Annotated in this window: 13 protein-coding genes; 2 read left to right on the forward strand and 11 right to left on the reverse strand. The window is 36.5% G+C overall.

Annotated elements, in window-relative coordinates:
- The first annotated feature begins 8 nt into the window (after positions 1-8).
- A complete protein-coding gene (locus QP953_RS01140; protein ID WP_052596405.1) occupies positions 9-1,409 on the forward strand; it encodes a hypothetical protein in 1,401 nt (466 codons plus the stop codon).
- 75 nt (positions 1,410-1,484) lie between these two features.
- Here the strand turns inward: QP953_RS01140 and QP953_RS01145 are convergent, their stop codons facing one another.
- Together QP953_RS01145 and QP953_RS28595 are read right to left on the reverse strand one after the other, a co-directional pair.
- Positions 1,485-3,671 (reverse strand): T9SS type A sorting domain-containing protein, encoded by a 2,187-nt coding sequence (locus tag QP953_RS01145; RefSeq protein WP_309553700.1) that lies wholly within the window; start codon positions 3,669-3,671, stop codon positions 1,485-1,487.
- Positions 3,672-3,762: 91 nt separating this feature from the next.
- On the reverse strand, positions 3,763-4,449 hold the full coding sequence (locus QP953_RS28595; RefSeq protein ID WP_408913525.1) for a T9SS type A sorting domain-containing protein: 687 nt from the start codon (positions 4,447-4,449) through the stop codon (positions 3,763-3,765).
- 1,369 nt (positions 4,450-5,818) lie between these two features.
- On the opposite strand from QP953_RS28595, the gene QP953_RS01155 reads away from it, so the two are divergent.
- Positions 5,819-7,228 (forward strand): hypothetical protein, encoded by a 1,410-nt coding sequence (locus tag QP953_RS01155; RefSeq protein WP_052596412.1) that lies wholly within the window; start codon positions 5,819-5,821, stop codon positions 7,226-7,228.
- A 41-nt stretch (positions 7,229-7,269) separates the two neighbouring features.
- On the opposite strand, the gene QP953_RS01160 is transcribed toward QP953_RS01155, so the two are convergent.
- The 9 genes from QP953_RS01160 to QP953_RS01200 form a co-directional block, all read right to left on the reverse strand.
- On the reverse strand, positions 7,270-8,487 hold the full coding sequence (locus QP953_RS01160; RefSeq protein WP_309553702.1) for a 3-phosphoshikimate 1-carboxyvinyltransferase: 1,218 nt from the start codon (positions 8,485-8,487) through the stop codon (positions 7,270-7,272).
- A 17-nt stretch (positions 8,488-8,504) separates the two neighbouring features.
- Entirely contained in the window at positions 8,505-9,518 is a 1,014-nt protein-coding gene (gene aroF / locus QP953_RS01165; protein ID WP_052596413.1) for a 3-deoxy-7-phosphoheptulonate synthase, read from the reverse strand.
- A gap of 61 nt (positions 9,519-9,579) precedes the next feature.
- Positions 9,580-10,368, reverse strand: coding sequence for a tryptophan synthase subunit alpha (gene trpA, locus QP953_RS01170; RefSeq protein ID WP_309553703.1), 789 nt, complete (start codon positions 10,366-10,368; stop codon positions 9,580-9,582).
- A 116-nt stretch (positions 10,369-10,484) separates the two neighbouring features.
- Positions 10,485-11,663: a tryptophan synthase subunit beta gene (gene trpB / locus QP953_RS01175; protein WP_052596415.1), complete on the reverse strand. Its 1,179-nt coding sequence runs from the start codon at positions 11,661-11,663 to the stop codon at positions 10,485-10,487.
- A gap of 3 nt (positions 11,664-11,666) precedes the next feature.
- A complete protein-coding gene (locus tag QP953_RS01180; protein ID WP_309553704.1) occupies positions 11,667-12,278 on the reverse strand; it encodes a phosphoribosylanthranilate isomerase in 612 nt (203 codons plus the stop codon).
- Positions 12,268-13,086: an indole-3-glycerol phosphate synthase TrpC gene (gene trpC, locus QP953_RS01185; RefSeq protein ID WP_309553705.1), complete on the reverse strand. Its 819-nt coding sequence runs from the start codon at positions 13,084-13,086 to the stop codon at positions 12,268-12,270. Before trpC ends, QP953_RS01180 begins: the two co-directional genes overlap by 11 nt.
- A 2-nt stretch (positions 13,087-13,088) precedes the next feature.
- Complete coding sequence (gene trpD / locus QP953_RS01190; protein WP_052596420.1) at positions 13,089-14,078, reverse strand: anthranilate phosphoribosyltransferase; 990 nt, start codon at positions 14,076-14,078, stop codon at positions 13,089-13,091.
- Positions 14,079-14,092: 14 nt separating this feature from the next.
- Positions 14,093-14,695 (reverse strand): aminodeoxychorismate/anthranilate synthase component II, encoded by a 603-nt coding sequence (locus QP953_RS01195; protein ID WP_309553706.1) that lies wholly within the window; start codon positions 14,693-14,695, stop codon positions 14,093-14,095.
- 67 nt (positions 14,696-14,762) lie between these two features.
- Complete coding sequence (locus QP953_RS01200; protein WP_309553707.1) at positions 14,763-16,166, reverse strand: anthranilate synthase component I family protein; 1,404 nt, start codon at positions 16,164-16,166, stop codon at positions 14,763-14,765.
- Positions 16,167-16,239: the final 73 nt, after the last annotated feature.

Genomic DNA, 16,239 nt, shown 5'->3' on the forward strand with positions numbered 1-16,239 from the left:
TTTACAAAATGTATAAAAGTAAAGTCATAGAAATATTCCAAAGCTTCAACAAAGCAGAAAAATCTGGTTTGAGACGGTGGGTCTATTCCCCCATTCACAATGAGCATAAAGATGTGACTAAGTTGGTTGTTTATTTGTTATCTAAACGTAAAATAACGCCAACTTCCGTTAAAAGAGAACGCGTTTTTCAACACCTATATCCCGATACGCCATACAATTTATACCGTTTAAATCATGTCTTATCTTTCACGGTAGAAGTAATGGAAGAATATATCAGCTATCTAATGTCTAAAAACACTCGTTTTTTAGATTTTTTTTCTGTTGCCAATTACTACAAAAGCAAATCCTTGCCTCATTTGGCGCAGAAAGCTTTAAAAAAAGCCCAGTTGAGCCTAGAAAACAGTCTTTATCAAAATGATAATTATTATCATTCCAGTTTTTTGCTAGAACAAGCAATTTTTGGCTTAAAAGGCACTGAGTTGCGACAACAACAAACCAATTTGCAGGCTATCTTTAGTGATTTGACTACGTTTACTATTGTAGCGACACTTAAAAATGCTTGTACAGCTATTTCTCATCGAAGCCTCTACCAAACAGAATATCAAGTGCCTCTTTTAGATGCCATTCTTCAAGAAGCGCAATCGGTCACCTATCAAAACAATTTTGTCGTTCAAAGTTACTACCACAGTTACATGGCTTTGGCAGAACCTGAAAATGAAATCCATTTTAAGGCCTTAAAAAAATTATTGCTCTCTCAACACATACCACTTCCTATTGAAGAGCTAAAATACCATTGTTTGTTAATGATTAATTATTGTATCAAGCGGTTGAATATGGGGGCAGAAGCATACGTACAAGAAGTATTTGATATTTACCGTTATGGATTGGAACATAACATATGGATTGAACAGGGACATTTGAGTCACAGTACATTTAAAAATATCGTCACAGCTGCTCTGCGCTTGAAGGCTTATCCTTGGACACAGAAATTTATCGAAACCTATGGTTCCAAGTTGAGAAATAGCCACCAAAAGGATTATACGAATTACGCAAAAGCTAAGTTATTTTTTGAACAAGGTCTATACACCGAAGCTCAGGAGGTCTTAGTCGAAACAGATTTAATTGACTTATTTATTAGTCTAGATATCAAGCTTTTATTACTAAAGATTTATTGGAAACTCAATGAATTTGATTTATTAGAAGCGCACTTAGATAGTTTTGCTGTTTATTTAAATCGAAAAAAGGTACTTGCCTATCATCGTCAGATTTATGGGAATACCATCTCTTTGGCTCGAAAAATGATGGCTACCAACCTAAGTATAACAACAGAAAGAGAAAAATTGCGTCAACTGATTCTTAAAACGACTCCACTAACAGATCGACCTTGGCTGTTAGAACAATTGACATAACTTTCTCAAAAATAGTGAGAGGTACCACTTTTTACAGCAGTACCTCCTATCCCTAATTTTACCCATTCAGTTCCCCTACTGATGAATAATACGTTTGGTTGATACCCCTCTGGCTGTTTGGGCTGTAACTACATAAACACCTGTTGGCAAGGCACTAATATCAATCGTATGATGTTCTTCTAAAACACTCATACTTTGGTGATGATAAACTACACGACCAGAAATATCTGTTATTATATATTGAATGGCTGCCGATTCCTCTAATTCTACATCTATAGTTAGATAGTTGGTGACTGGGTTGGGATAAACCTCTAGCTTTATACTAGATACAGGTACAGGGGGCAATGGAGTAGGTTGCTTAGAAGCACTCAAATGTATACCTATAGCTGGAACGGTATTACTTTCTCTTATACTGTCATAAAAATCTACATTTCCTGTTGCACTCACCGTTTTCGATGTCGTTGCACTAATCGGACTTGCACTAGACGATCCATGTCTGTTCATGGCATAATTCAATCTCGTTTCAGCTAAAAAGGGAGACGTGCTTCTGTTAAAAGTTGCTGCTCCACCTGTTTGGGATGGATTTATTTCTAGCGCTATATAATAAAAAGCATTGTCTTTTAATTGAATTGCATTTCCTGAACCCGTTGGGTCTATAAAATTGTTTGCTGTCGCACGATTATAACTAGGTGTAGAAATTGTCGTACCTAATCCTGTTAGTTCAACAGGAGTGAAAGCAATTTTTGTCAACTCTACGGCTTCTATGCTACCGTCCGCAGCACCTCCGTTAGCCCCGTCTACAAACTCATAGATATTCATAAAAACAGTCTGTGTTGCAGGACCTGAAAAAGAGCTGTGCAAGTGATAAACAAAATCTATCGAGTCTATTTTGACAGAATCTCTTGCTCCATTTGGAAAACTAAAAATAGAACCGTACTCAAAAGCAGCAAGATTAGCTGGTGTAAATCTATCTTCGCCATATACTCTATTGTCAATTGGAGAGACTTTTGATTTTGTTAAGTAATACGAACCTGTGCCATTTTGGTCATCTGTAATCACAAAAGAATGCTTGACAGTATCATTAGCAGCGCTTCCGTCCGCATGATTATGCTCCACCCAATAGGTCACCTCATACGTTCCTGCCTTGTGGGTCATAATAAAATCTAAATCACGCACTTGAGTCACCATTGTAACACCTACAAAGTCATTAGTAGGAATAGAATCCGCTCCACCTCCAACTAAGGTATCCGAATACACTCCATACGTTGTGTTTCCCATTGCATCTGTATAATCTATAGAGCATCGTATTCTTGGATTATCTGCTGCTTGAATGGTTTTTGTACCATAGTTAACAACTTTAGCCCCCCATATCCAGTCTCCTAAGTTATTTGGATTAACATTAACCAATGGTCGATGCGTGTTGTTGCTAAAGCGAACAATATCCCCTATTTCTCCATAAGTAGCACTGCCAGATACTTCTTTTGCGAATCCAATAGCAATATCATAATCTGGAGCAATTTCTACCGAAACATCGTCTATTATTGTAAAATAATACCTCCCATTAAATGTAAATTTCAAACGACATTGTGACAAATTTGCAACGCCTGCTGTAACATTAGGAAATAAAATGCGCAGTGTTCCATCTACGGGATTGTTTCGAACAGAAAACTGTAGCGACTTAATATCAAAAGAAGTACTCCAAGTGGCGCCATCATCGACAGAAATGGCAACTGAGTATTCTGTTACATCAAAATGACGATAATAAGAATAAAACTCGACCACAAGTGCCGAATCGGTTGCCCCTGTTAAGTCCATTCTTGGAGAAATTAAAGCTCCATGTTGATGATTAGGAGAAGTTCCCGTTCCACCTGGTCCGCCTGTATGTAAAAAATCCGAATCAAAGATAGCAACACCATTAGCTACAGAATTGGAGCTTGCAGATTGGGCAATAGCATATGTTCCCTGTGATACTCCTGTGGTATTTCTAGTCCAATACGCTGCTCCAGGTACATTAACACCACTTGCGTCGCTAATCGACAATGCTGTCCAAGCCGTAGGTGAATAATTGGAAGCTGTTGTTGATTGTATAAAATTGTTTTGGAATTCAGCTTCTGCTTGACCGCTAGTAGCACCGACTCCCCAAAGCTTGGTCTGACCATAACAAGACGCTACTCCTCCCAAAGTAATAAGTAGCAAAATGCTTTTAAGAAAACTTAAATTATTCATTGTTATTTTTATTTGTTGAAGTTTTAATTGTTTCATTTATGGCATGGGTTTGCCATTCTTGCACAAAGGTATTTTTTGTACAACACGCTCTAAATATTTAATTTATCGAAGGGTAGATACTGAAATTCTATTGGGCTATAATTCTTCCTTTTCCTATAACTTTACCTTCTGCAAATAGGTTAAATACGTAAACACCAGATTTTAAATTATTAGGGGTCCAAACCATTCGTGTTGTGTTGCTTTCTTGGATACGAACCATTTCTCGACCAATAATATCGTACACAACTAAAGTCACTTCTTGCGGTTCTCCCCCCATTTCTATTGTTACCCTATCCTTAAAAGGGTTAGGATAAACCTTCATTTGAGGAACTACTTCTGGGCAGATAGTAATTATAGGAGTAATAAAAAAGTCAGAGGCAGTTTCGTGAATAGTAAGGTTCGTTTGAATGGGTGGCTGTTGATCCATATAAACATCTGCCAAGTTCTCAATAACATTTCCTATTGGACTAGGAAAGTTTTGTTCTATTCTAAATTTTACAAAACCATAAGATTGAGATATATCAACAGAACTGCTAGGTAAATTGACACTATCCAATTGAATTTCTAGTATGTTCTGATCTTTTATACTCCAAGTATATGGATGACTAGCACTTGTTAGTTGAACACTAGATGGGTTTAAATAATTAGATAGGGTATCTATTATAGTTATTTTATGAACAGTGCTTGCTCCTGTATTTTGAAAATTAATTTGATAATCAATAAATTGCCCTACATTAATATAATGCCCTGCTCTATATCCTTGAGGTTGTGCCATTTTGCGATTTGCTAGAGTAACAGCTGTATTTTGTTGACAATCTACAGCATCCCAAGATACTCTATTGGCATTATTATATTGAGTAGGAAAACCTGTATTAAATTCGCCATTATTATCAGGAACACAACCTTCTACAAAAGCACTAAAGATAGAATCTGGAGCATTGCTAATATCTCCCACCTCTATACGGTAAAATTTTCTAGGCAATGCCGATAGACCTATAATTGTATCTATTCCATTCACCACATTAACATTTCCTGTACGCATAATAATATCATCCTCAAAAACCCAATAAGGCTTGCTAATTGCTGGTAGTGCGGATTGATTTCTAATGGTAAATAAAACACTATCGTTCCGACAAGTTCCCTCTATGTCTAGCCACCAGTCCATCGCACTACCTGAATAACAACTAGAATCAGGAGTAATATATGCTCTTACACAATGTGTTTGCTCATCAATAGCAGTAGGTTTTACCTGCACCTCCATATCAATAGTTCCACTTTGTGCAACTCCAACCGTTCCTATATTAAATAGGTATACATTGCCCAACTGGCTCGCAGGAGGAATTGAAAAACTTTGTACATTCAAAAAAGAATCAACTTCTAATTCTATTTGTACTTGGTTAGCTGTAGCCGTTCCTCTATTACTATATTCTATCGCATAAGTACTCGAAAAAGCTTTGGTCAAGATGGGAGCAGAAACATCTACGTTCATCGCAGGACAAGAAATATATACTTCCAAAGGAAAATCAATTGTATCCGATGCTTGTGTTGTCACTACTCCTGAAAAAGGCGTGCAATTGGGCTGTGTATAGGGTGTTCTTACAGGATAAACGGTGTAGGTTCCTGAAGGGCAGGATATAGAGTAATGCCCATCAGCATCCGTCGTCCCATAATAAAAAATATTATTGCTACCATTAAGCAACGCTTTTACCGTAATTCCAGATAAATTAATATCTCCGTTGGTAAATGTGCAATTTGCATCTAAATCTTGATAAACGCTCCCTTCTATATTTTGTTGACCAACAATAACAGTACAACATAAGTTGAGCCACAAGAGAATAAAAAATATGTCCTTCATTTCTTTAACTTATTAAAATTTAATACTGCACTGCTACCTACGGCATGGTCGTGGCTTTTTATCAAATAAAAAACAAGAAAAGTCATTCCCTCTTACCAACTTAATTATCAATGCTTTAAAACTCTATATAGCAATTCAGTTTTTTTACTTAAAACGATTATATTTTAGATACATTTTTACGCTAACGAATTATGTCTAACACACAACAAAGGTAAATTCAATATCAAGTAAATAAAAAAACATTATTCTATATTTATCATATCTTAGTTGTAATTCTTATCTTCAAGATATGTATAAGAGTAAATTAATAGAAATATTTAAAAGCTTCAATAGAAAAGAGAAATTAGGGTTTCGTCGATGGGTAAATTCACCTATCCATAATCAGCATAAAGATGTCATTAAGCTCACTAATTTTTTGTTTTCTAGAAGAAAGTTAACCCCTATTTCAATTCAGAGAGAACGTGTTTACAAGCACCTCTACCCTAATTCCAAGTATAATCTACATCGACTCAATCATGTTCTTTCTTTTACGCTTGAAGTAATGGAAGCCTATATTCAGTTTATAACCCTTCAGGATAAACCCATTGAAGAACTTTTTTTTCTATCAGAATTTTACCAAAAAAAATCCCTACCACATTTAGCACAAAAAAATTTAGAAAAAGCTCAAGATGCTCTCAACGATAGTCCCTATCACAATGATTTTTATTACCATCATTCTTTTTTGCTAGAACAATCATTATTCGAACTAAAGGGCACAGAATTGCGGCAACATCAGACCAATTTACAGGCTATTTTTAGTGACTTAACAACGTTTACGATTGTGGCTACCTTAAAAAATGCTTGCACAGCGATATCTCATGGAAGCTTATATAAGAATGATTATCAGATTCCATTATTAGATGCTATACTAGAGGAAGCTCAAACAGATACTTATAAAAACAATACTGTTGTTAAAAGTTATTATCACTGTTATAGAGCTTTGACACAACCTAATGAGGAAATTCATTTTAAAATTGTAAAAAAGCTGCTTTTAGAAGGGCAGATTCCATTGCCGATTAGTGAGTTAAAATATATATACTTGTTAGTCACTAATTATTGCATCAAACGGCTCAATACCGATGCAGAAATGTATGTTAAAGAAGTTTTTGAAATTTATTCCTTAGGCTTGGAACAAAACATATGGTTGGAAGGAGGTTATATAAGCCATAGTACATTTAAAAATATTGCAACAGCAGCACTGCGACTCAAGGCTTACCAATGGGTCGATAATTTTGTTCAGAAATATAGTCCTCAAATTAAGCCTTACTACCGAAAAGCTTATACTAATTATATTAGAGCTAAAATTTTATTTGAACAGGACCAAATCTTAGCCGCACAACAAATTTTAATAGATACAGATGCCATAGATTTATTTATAAGTCTAGCTATCAAACTTTTATCATTAAAAATATATTGGCAGCTCAATGAATTTGACCTATTAGAAGCGCATCTAGATAGTTTTTCTGTTTTTTTGAATCGAAAAAAAGTGCTCGCTTACCATCGTCAAATTTATGGGAATATCATTTCCATTACTAGAAAGATGATCTACGCCAAAATGGAGCTACCTGCTGAACGAGAAAAGTTGCGCCAACTTATTTTTAAAACTTCTCCTTTGACAGAACGTCCTTGGTTGTTAGAGCAACTCCATTCTAACACTTAGAGCTTTAAACCAAACTTCTCAAAAAGGGGCATTTGGGGGATTTACTCATAATCCCCTAAGCCTAAAGTTTGAAAATCATCCCAAAACTTAGGATACGACTTGCAAACTACTTTTTTATCTTCCATGCTTACTTTATCCAAAATTAAAGCAAGCGGCGCAAAAGCCATTGCCATTCGATGATCATCGTACGTATTTACTTTTATAGACTGTTGCTGATTGGTAATTCCTTTTCTTATACTAAGTGAATTTTCCGTTGCATCGACCAAACAACCTAACTTTTCAAGCTCTACTTTTACCGCATTAATTCGATCGGTCTCTTTAATGGTTAGGGTTTCTAGCCCTGTTAACTCCGCATCTACTTTTAATGCAGCACAAACCACGGCTAGGGTCTGTGCCAAATCAGGGCAATCAGAACAGTCGTATTTAAATTCTGTTATTCTACAAGGGATTTTTTCTAACAAAATACCTCGTTCGTTAAATGTTGTTTTGACTCCAAACGACTCCATAATATCAACCAGCACAGCATCGCCTTGAACAGAATTTTGTTGTAAGCCATTTAGTTGAATCGTAGCTTCATCGGCAATAGCCACCAAACTATAATAATACGATGCTGCCGACCAATCTGCTTCTACCACAAAAGGCTTGGGAACATATTCTTGATTTGGCACTTTAATCATATCGTTGTGCCACAAAGCCAATATTCCAAACTCTTCCATCAAATTCAAGGTCATTTGGATGTATGGTCTAGAAATAATTTTTCCTTCCAAGATCAGTTCCATCCCATTTGGCAAGACTGGTGCAATTAACAATAAAGCAGAAATAAATTGACTACTAACATGGGCACCTATGGTAATACGTTGTCCCCATTCATCAATTTTATGCTCTTTCATATGCAAAGGCGGATAGCCTTGCTTGCCTACATAACAAATTTTTGCCCCTAATTCATTCAGGGCATCAGCCAAGACGCCAATAGGGCGTTCGCACATCCGTTTGGTTCCCATCAAAACTTGGTTGTTTCCCTTCCAAGCTAAATAAGCCGTCATAAAACGATACGCAGTACCCGCTTCTCCAGCATCTAATATGGGCTCATTTAATTTTTCCAAAAGACTCTTCAATGTTGTCGTATCCTTGGCATTGGATAAGCCACTAATAGAAAACTCTTCTCCTGAAATGGCTTGAATCATCAAAATTCTATTGCTAATACTTTTAGAACCATTCAGTGTAATTTCTCCTTTAATATTTGTTTTTTTAGAGACCATTGGCTTTTGATTATAAATCATGAAAAAGAATCTCTCAAACGTACTGTCTGTTCGATTTTTTGATACAACACTTCTGCTTCAGCAAAAGAGAGGGTTTGTTGTCCATCCGAAAATGCTTTTTCGGGTTGACGATGGACTTCTACTATTAGCCCATCTGCACCAGCCATAACACCTGCCAAAGACATTTGTTCAACATATTTGCGCACACCTATACCATGAGAAGGATCAACAATAACAGGTAGGTGCGATTTGTCCTTTAATATAGGAACTGCATTCAAGTCCAAAGTATTTCTATAACTTGTTTCAAACGAACGGATGCCTCGTTCACACAACATGATTTTTTCATTCCCATTTGAAAAAACATACTCTGCGGCTTGCAGTAACTCGTCAATTGTTCCAGAAATACCTCTTTTTAGCAAAACAGGTTTATCTACTTTTCCTAAAGCATCCAAAAGGTTAAAATTTTGTGCATTCCTAGCCCCCACTTGCAGAATATCTACGTAATCTAGCATCGCCTCTATTTGTGAAACTTGCATGACTTCTGTGATAATTTTAATTCCTTCTGCTTGACAGGCCTTATAAAATAACTTTAAACCATCTAAACCCATTCCTCTAAATGAATACGGAGAACTTCTTGGTTTATACACACCACCTCTCATTACCCGAACATTATTTTTTACTAAATGTTTAACTGTTTCTTCTATCTGTTCCTCTCCTTCGATAGAACAAGGACCAGCCATAACCGTAAAATGACCTCCACCAATCTTTACTCCATCTCCCAAATCAATCATAGTATCTTGTACTTTCCACTTACTAGAGACAAGTTTATAGTTATCACTTACACGATGCAAATCCTGTACACCTGGCATTACACCAATACTTCTAATATCAAATTCTTGTTGCCCTATGGCCACTAAATATTCCTGAAACTGTGTTTTAACATTGGTATATTTATAGTTAATCGCATCCAATTTTTGAGTTAATTTTTGATACTGATCAGCTGCTATATTTTTTTCTAATTGAATAATCATAATGACTTGTTTCTTTTTACAATAGTTAGCTGCGCTGCTACTATTTTTATAAATAATAAACTTATTTAGCGACAGTAGAAACGTTAAGACCTTCTACAAACGCTACAACATCTCGCTCTATATGCTCGCTCTTTTCCAACATTCTAATAAAAGCACTTCCTATAATTGCTCCATTCGCATATTGGCAAACGGTCTGATACGTTGCTTGATTAGAAATCCCAAAACCAATCAAAATAGGGTTCTTTAAATTCATTGCTTGAATTCTTTTGAAATAAGCTATATTTTTTGCCTCAAAACCAGCTTGTTTTCCTGTTGTTGCTGCCGAAGAAACGACATAAATAAAAGCATTGCTTAATGCATCAATTTTTCGAATGCGTTTGGTCGATGTTTGTGGCGTAATTAAAAAAATGAGCCGAATGTTATACTTCTTAAACAAACCTTGATAATGCGTTTCGTATTCATACAAAGGTAAATCTGGTAGGATCAAACCATCTACGCCCACTTCTTGACAGCTTTTTAGAAATGCTTCAAAGCCATATTGCAAGACAGGATTAAGATAGCCCATTAGAATAATTGGTAACGTTGTTTGATCTCGAACTGTCTTAATTTGTTCTAAAACTTTTCGAATCGTCATCCCATTCTGCAAAGCAATAGTACTGCTCTTTTGGATGGTTGGTCCATCTGCCAAGGGGTCAGAATAAGGCATTCCAATTTCGACCAAATCTACACCTGCTTTATCCAAAGATAAAATGATCTCTCCAGTTGATTCTAACTGAGGATAACCAGCTGTACTGTATATATTGAGTAGATTTTCTTGCTTTCGCTCAAATAATTGATTGATTCTATTCATTGTTTTTATTTTTATAGTAGTTAGCGATGCTGCGACTTCGTGTTTTCAATGACCACGTAGTAGCACCGCAGCTAACTATTGTTTTTAAGTAGGCTATTAAAATTTTTTTTAACAGCTTAGAGGAACTTCATATAGGTTTCTAAGTCCTTATCTCCTCGTCCCGATAAGTTCAAAACCGTTACCTCATTGGGTTTAAAATTAACTTGCTCCAAAGCAGCAATCGCATGTGCACTTTCTAATGCGGGAATAATTCCTTCCAATTTAGTTAGCCTATAAGCAGCCGTTAACGCTTCTTGATCGGTCACTGCTATTGCTTGGGCTCTCTTACTAACAATCAAATGCGCATGCAAAGGACCGATTCCTGGGTAATCTAAGCCCGCAGAAATTGAATGAGGCTCTACAATTTGACCGTCTTTTGTTTGCATCAACAGAGTTTTGCTAGCATGGATAATTCCTTCTGTTCCCAAAATGCTTGTTGCAGCCGACTTGCCAGAATGAATCCCTTCTCCTGCCGCTTCTACTGCAATCAGTTCTACGTCTAAGTCATTCAAATAATGAAAATAAGCCCCTGCAGCATTGCTTCCCCCTCCAACGCAAGCAATAATTCGAGTCGGATTCTCATTTCCAGTTTGTGCTTTTAATTGTTCTTTTATTTCTTGACTAATCACAGATTGAAATCGTGCCACCATATCAGGATAAGGATGAGGACCTACAACAGAACCAATGATATAATGTGTATTTTCAGGATGATTAATCCAATCCCTAATGGCCTCATTGGTAGCATCTTTTAGTGTTTTACTACCACTATAAACAGGAATAACCGTAGCCCCTAACATTTTCATTCTAGCGACATTGGGTGCTTGTCGCTCTACATCTAGAGCCCCCATATACACCACACACTCTAGTCCCATCAATGCGCAAACTGTTGCTGTTGCAACGCCATGCTGTCCGGCTCCTGTTTCAGCAATTATCCTTGTTTTATTTAGTGCTTTGGCTAATAAGATTTGCCCTATGGTATTATTAATTTTATGTGCACCTGTATGGCATAAATCTTCTCGTTTTAGATAAATTTTTGTCTGATATTGCGCACTCAATCGCTGTGCAAAATACAAGGGGGTTGGGCGCCCAACATAATCTTTTAATAGAGCTTGATACTCCTTTTGAAAAGTTGCCGTTTCCGTTATTTGTACGTATTGTTTTTTTAATGTTTCTATATTAGGATAGAGCATTTCAGGGATAAAAGCACCTCCAAAAGAGCCATAGTACCCTTGTTCTGTTACTTGATATGTTGTCATTATTTATTCCTTTATTTGTTGTACTAATTCTTTGATTTGAGCCAAATCTTTTAGGGCGGGTGCTATTTCAAACCTACTGTTTACATCAATTCCATATAATTGAGGATGTGCTAATCTTAAAACTTGAGGAATATCCGTTAGCCCAATTCCTCCGCTCAAAAAAAAGGGTTTTGAGCTAGTATACTGTTCCAAAATTTGCCAATCAAATTGAACACCATTCCCTCCATAAGACTTTCCTTTGGCATCCAATAAGAAATAATCACAGTAAGCTTCATACGCCTTTAAGGTATCAAAATCGAATTGCTCGTCTACAGCAAAAGCTTTGAGCACAACGATTCTCTTTTGTTGCAATTGCTTGCAAAAATCAGGTGATTCATTTCCATGCAGTTGGATACAATCCAATGCAAATGCCTCTATACGTTGCTCTATCTCAGCTATCGTAGCATTGACAAAAACGCCCACTCGTTTAATCCTTGGCGAAATATCTATTGTTGGTAGTTGCTGCACATATCTAGGTGATTGGGAATAGAAAATAAATCCTACAAAATCAATATTCAGTGCTGTCAAAGCCTCAATATTAGCAACTTCTCTCATTCCACAGACCTTAATTTTCATAGGAGAACTTTTTAGTGCTTTTTAAGCTTACCTGTTGAATAAATCTCGCACAAGCATCTTGAGGTCTAGCGTGTTGCATAAAATATTCTCCAATTAAAAAACCTTCAAATCCATGTTCTTGGAGCAAGACTACTGTATCGGGGGCATTGATGCCACTTTCTGCAACTTTGACCACGTTATTGGGTAATAAGGAAGCAATCCGCAAAGAGTTTTCAATATCTACTTCAAAAGTTTTTAAATTTCGATTGTTAACACCAACTAAATCTACCTCTGGACACAACTTATTCAATTGATCTTCGGTGTGCACTTCCATCAATACTTCCATTCCCAAACTTTTAGCAAATTGTGCCAAACGTCTTAACTCTTTAGCATCCAAACATTCTGCAATCAACAAAATCACATCTGCTCCTATTGATTTTGCTTCTATAATTTGATACGCATCAATCACAAAGTTTTTATTTAATATAGGGGCATAATTAAACCGTCTGGCTTCTGTTAGATCACTAGACGAACCTCCAAAAAAATGCGTATCGGTTAATACCGATAAAGCCGAAGCACCTGCTTGCATATAACCAATAGAAACTTCTTCGACTTTTGCATATGCATTGATGTTTCCCTTGGAAGGAGATTGACGCTTAAACTCTGCAATAATACCTTGCATGGTTGGTCGTTTCAAAAATTCTACTAATGATACGATAGGTGTATCAAAGTAGATGCTTTGTTCTAGTAGTTGAGCGGGATATAAGGTTTTGCGCTGTTCTACCTCTTTTCTTTTGTAAGCGGTTATTTGGTCTAATATCGTTTCCATTTTTATTGATTGATTAGCTGTTTAAAATTTTGATATGCTCGTTTGCTGAATAAAGCCTCCTCTGCTTCCTTGATGCAGTCTTCTAGTGCTTTTTGAGGATTAAAGCGTTGAATGGCAATCCCTGCATTGGTACAAACGACTTGATTTTGGGCAGTACTTCCTCTCCCTTCTAATATGGTTGAAAATATTTGAGCAGCCGCAGCAATGGTGCTTCCTCCTTCTAAATCTTTAGCATACTGCTGTTTTTGTCCAATTCCATGAGGCGTTAATAATGCTTCCGTTGTAGGTGTTATCACTTTGAACGCTCCTGTTAAAGAAACTTCGTCATAACCGTCCAAGGCATGAACGATAGCAAATTCTTTATCTGTTTGTTGCAATACATATTGATACAGCCGAACAATCTCCAAATTAGAAACTCCAACCATCTGTTGTTTGGGTTGCACTGGATTGACTAAAGGACCTAGTAGATTAAAAAAAGTACGCAGCCCTAAATCTTTGCGAATAGTTCCTACTGCTTTCATGGCAGGATGAAATAACGGAGCATGCAAAAAACAAAGTTGATGTTTCTCCAATTGATTTTTTAACACAGCTTCCTTATTCGTAAATTTATACCCTAATTTTTCAAGTACATTAGAAGAACCACAAACAGAAGACACTCCATAATTACCATGCTTAGTAACCATATATCCAGCTCCTGCTACGACAACAGCTGCCAAAGTAGAAATATTAAAGGTATCTTTTCCGTCCCCTCCCGTTCCACACAAATCCACACTATTATAATCTGACAAATCAATTTTTAAGCACAATTCTAATAAGGCTTCGCGAAAGCCTTGCAGTTCCTCTGTAGAAATCGGTCGCATTTGAAATACCGTCAAAAAAGCAACGATATGAGATGGATTAAATTTTTCTTGGGCAATGTCAATTAAGATTCTTTTGGCTTCTGCCCGAGTCAAGTATTCTTGTTGAAACAAGCTTTGCAATATTTTTTTCATTGGTTGTGTTTTATTTATTGTTTTACCAATTTTTTTCTTAGAAAAGCCTGAGCCTCTTTGACAAAGTTCTGAAGCAGTGCTTTGCCTTGAGGCGTTAGTACAGATTCTGGATGAAACTGCATGCCCATTACAGGTGCCCTTTGATGTTTTATAGCCATAATTTGCCCTGTTTCATCCTGAGCCAAGATTTTCAAGCAATCTGGAAGTTTTTTGGTATCTATAATCCAAGAATGATAGCGTCCGACCACCAGTCTATCGGGTTGCCCCTCAAATAGACCAGTCCGATCTAAAATTTGAATAGGTGTAGCAATTCCATGATAGACTTTTTTGATATTTTTGAGCGTTGCCCCAAATGCTTGACCAATAGCTTGATGCCCTAAGCATATTCCCAATATTGGCTTTTTGGTGTGATACGTCTTAATGATATCTAATATAATCCCTGCGTCTTTGGGCAGACCTGGACCTGGGGAAAGAACAATAGCGTCGTAATTAGCAACTTCTGCTAAAGAAATTTGGTCATTTCTATAAACTTCAACGCCCCCGTGCAGGATTTCTCGAAGATATTGCACCAAATTGTAGGTAAAGGAATCGTAATTATCTATAATTAGTAGTTTCATCTTATTTCTATTATGGTTATGAATACTTGGTAGATTGTGAGCGAACCATCTACAGCACCTGATTTAGTTATACTTCAATAGCCTGATTTAGCGCCTTTTGGAGAGCAGCTAGTTTATTATTGACTTCTTGCAATTCTTTTTCTTCTTCTGAATCTATCACAATACCAGCCCCTGCTTGATAATACAGACAGTTGTCTTTGCTCATAAAGGATCGAATCATTATCGCCTGATTTAGCTGACCTTTGGGATTAAAAAAGCCAATAGCACCTCCATAAAAGCCCCTGCTTTGGTTTTCGTATTCATTAATCAACTCTAGTGCTTTATATTTAGGTGCTCCTGATAAGGTTCCTGCTGGAAAAGTATCGCCAAAGACCTGAAAAATATTTGCGTCAGTGGGTAAATCTCCTTTCACTTTAGAGATAAGATGAATAACATGACTGTAATACTGAATTTCTTTATACTCTTCTACCACTACATTTTGTGTGTGTCGATTCAAATCATTACGAGCTAAGTCTACCAACATCACATGCTCTGCATTCTCTTTTGGGTCAGCAAGTAAAGCAGTAGCATTTTCTTGATCTAATTTTGCATTACCTGTTCGTTTATAGGTGCCTGCAATGGGCGTTAGCGTTACTTTGCGGTCTCGAATAACTAGTTGAGCTTCTGGGGAAGATCCAAATATTTTGTAAGCTCCATAATCAAAATAAAATAGGTATGGGGAAGGATTAATAGAACGCAACGCTCGGTAAACATTAAAATCATCTCCTTTGAAATGTTGCTGAAATTGGCGAGCAAAAACAATCTGAAAAACATCTCCAAGGGCACAATGTTCTTTCCCTTTTCTAACCAAATCTTTGAATGCTTCATCACTTAAATTGCTAGTCCTTTTTCCATCTAATTCAAATTGATAAGTGGTCAATGCTCCTTTTTTTAAATAACGCTCTACTTTATCCAATTCACTTTCCTGACCTTCTAACAGATTTTCCAGTAAGTACATCTCACTCGTATAATGATTGATAACAATGACATAACGATAGACCGCATATCTCAAATCTGGCAAATCATGTTGCCGTTTGGTCGCATCTAATTCCAATGTTTCAAAATACTGAACGGCATCAAAATTAGTATGACCAAACAATCCATTAAATCGTTGATAAGCAGCTGCTCCTTCAAACTGAAATCGATTGCAAAATTGCTCCAGTAAATTAGAAACATTATTCTTGGGCGGTATCTGAAAGTTCTCTACCGTTCCATCTGGAAAATGATATTTCAGCACTCGGTCTTGTATCATCAATTCGGCAATTGGTTCTGCACAAATAAAAGAATAGCTATTTTCTTTTGATTGGTAATCAGAGCTTTCTAACAATAAACTGTGCGCCATTTTGTCTCTTAATTGCAGGTAAATGCTGACAGGAGTATGCAAATCTGCTAAGCGAGTACGACTAATCGTCCTAAACTTCATTAAATTCATCGGATAAGTGATTTTGTAAAAAGATTGGTATTAGACAAAAAAAAACTTGCAAATCTACGAGAGATTTGCAAGT

The sequence above is a fragment of the Aureispira sp. CCB-E genome (genome assembly GCF_031326345.1).
GTDB lineage: Bacteria > Bacteroidota > Bacteroidia > Chitinophagales > Saprospiraceae > Aureispira.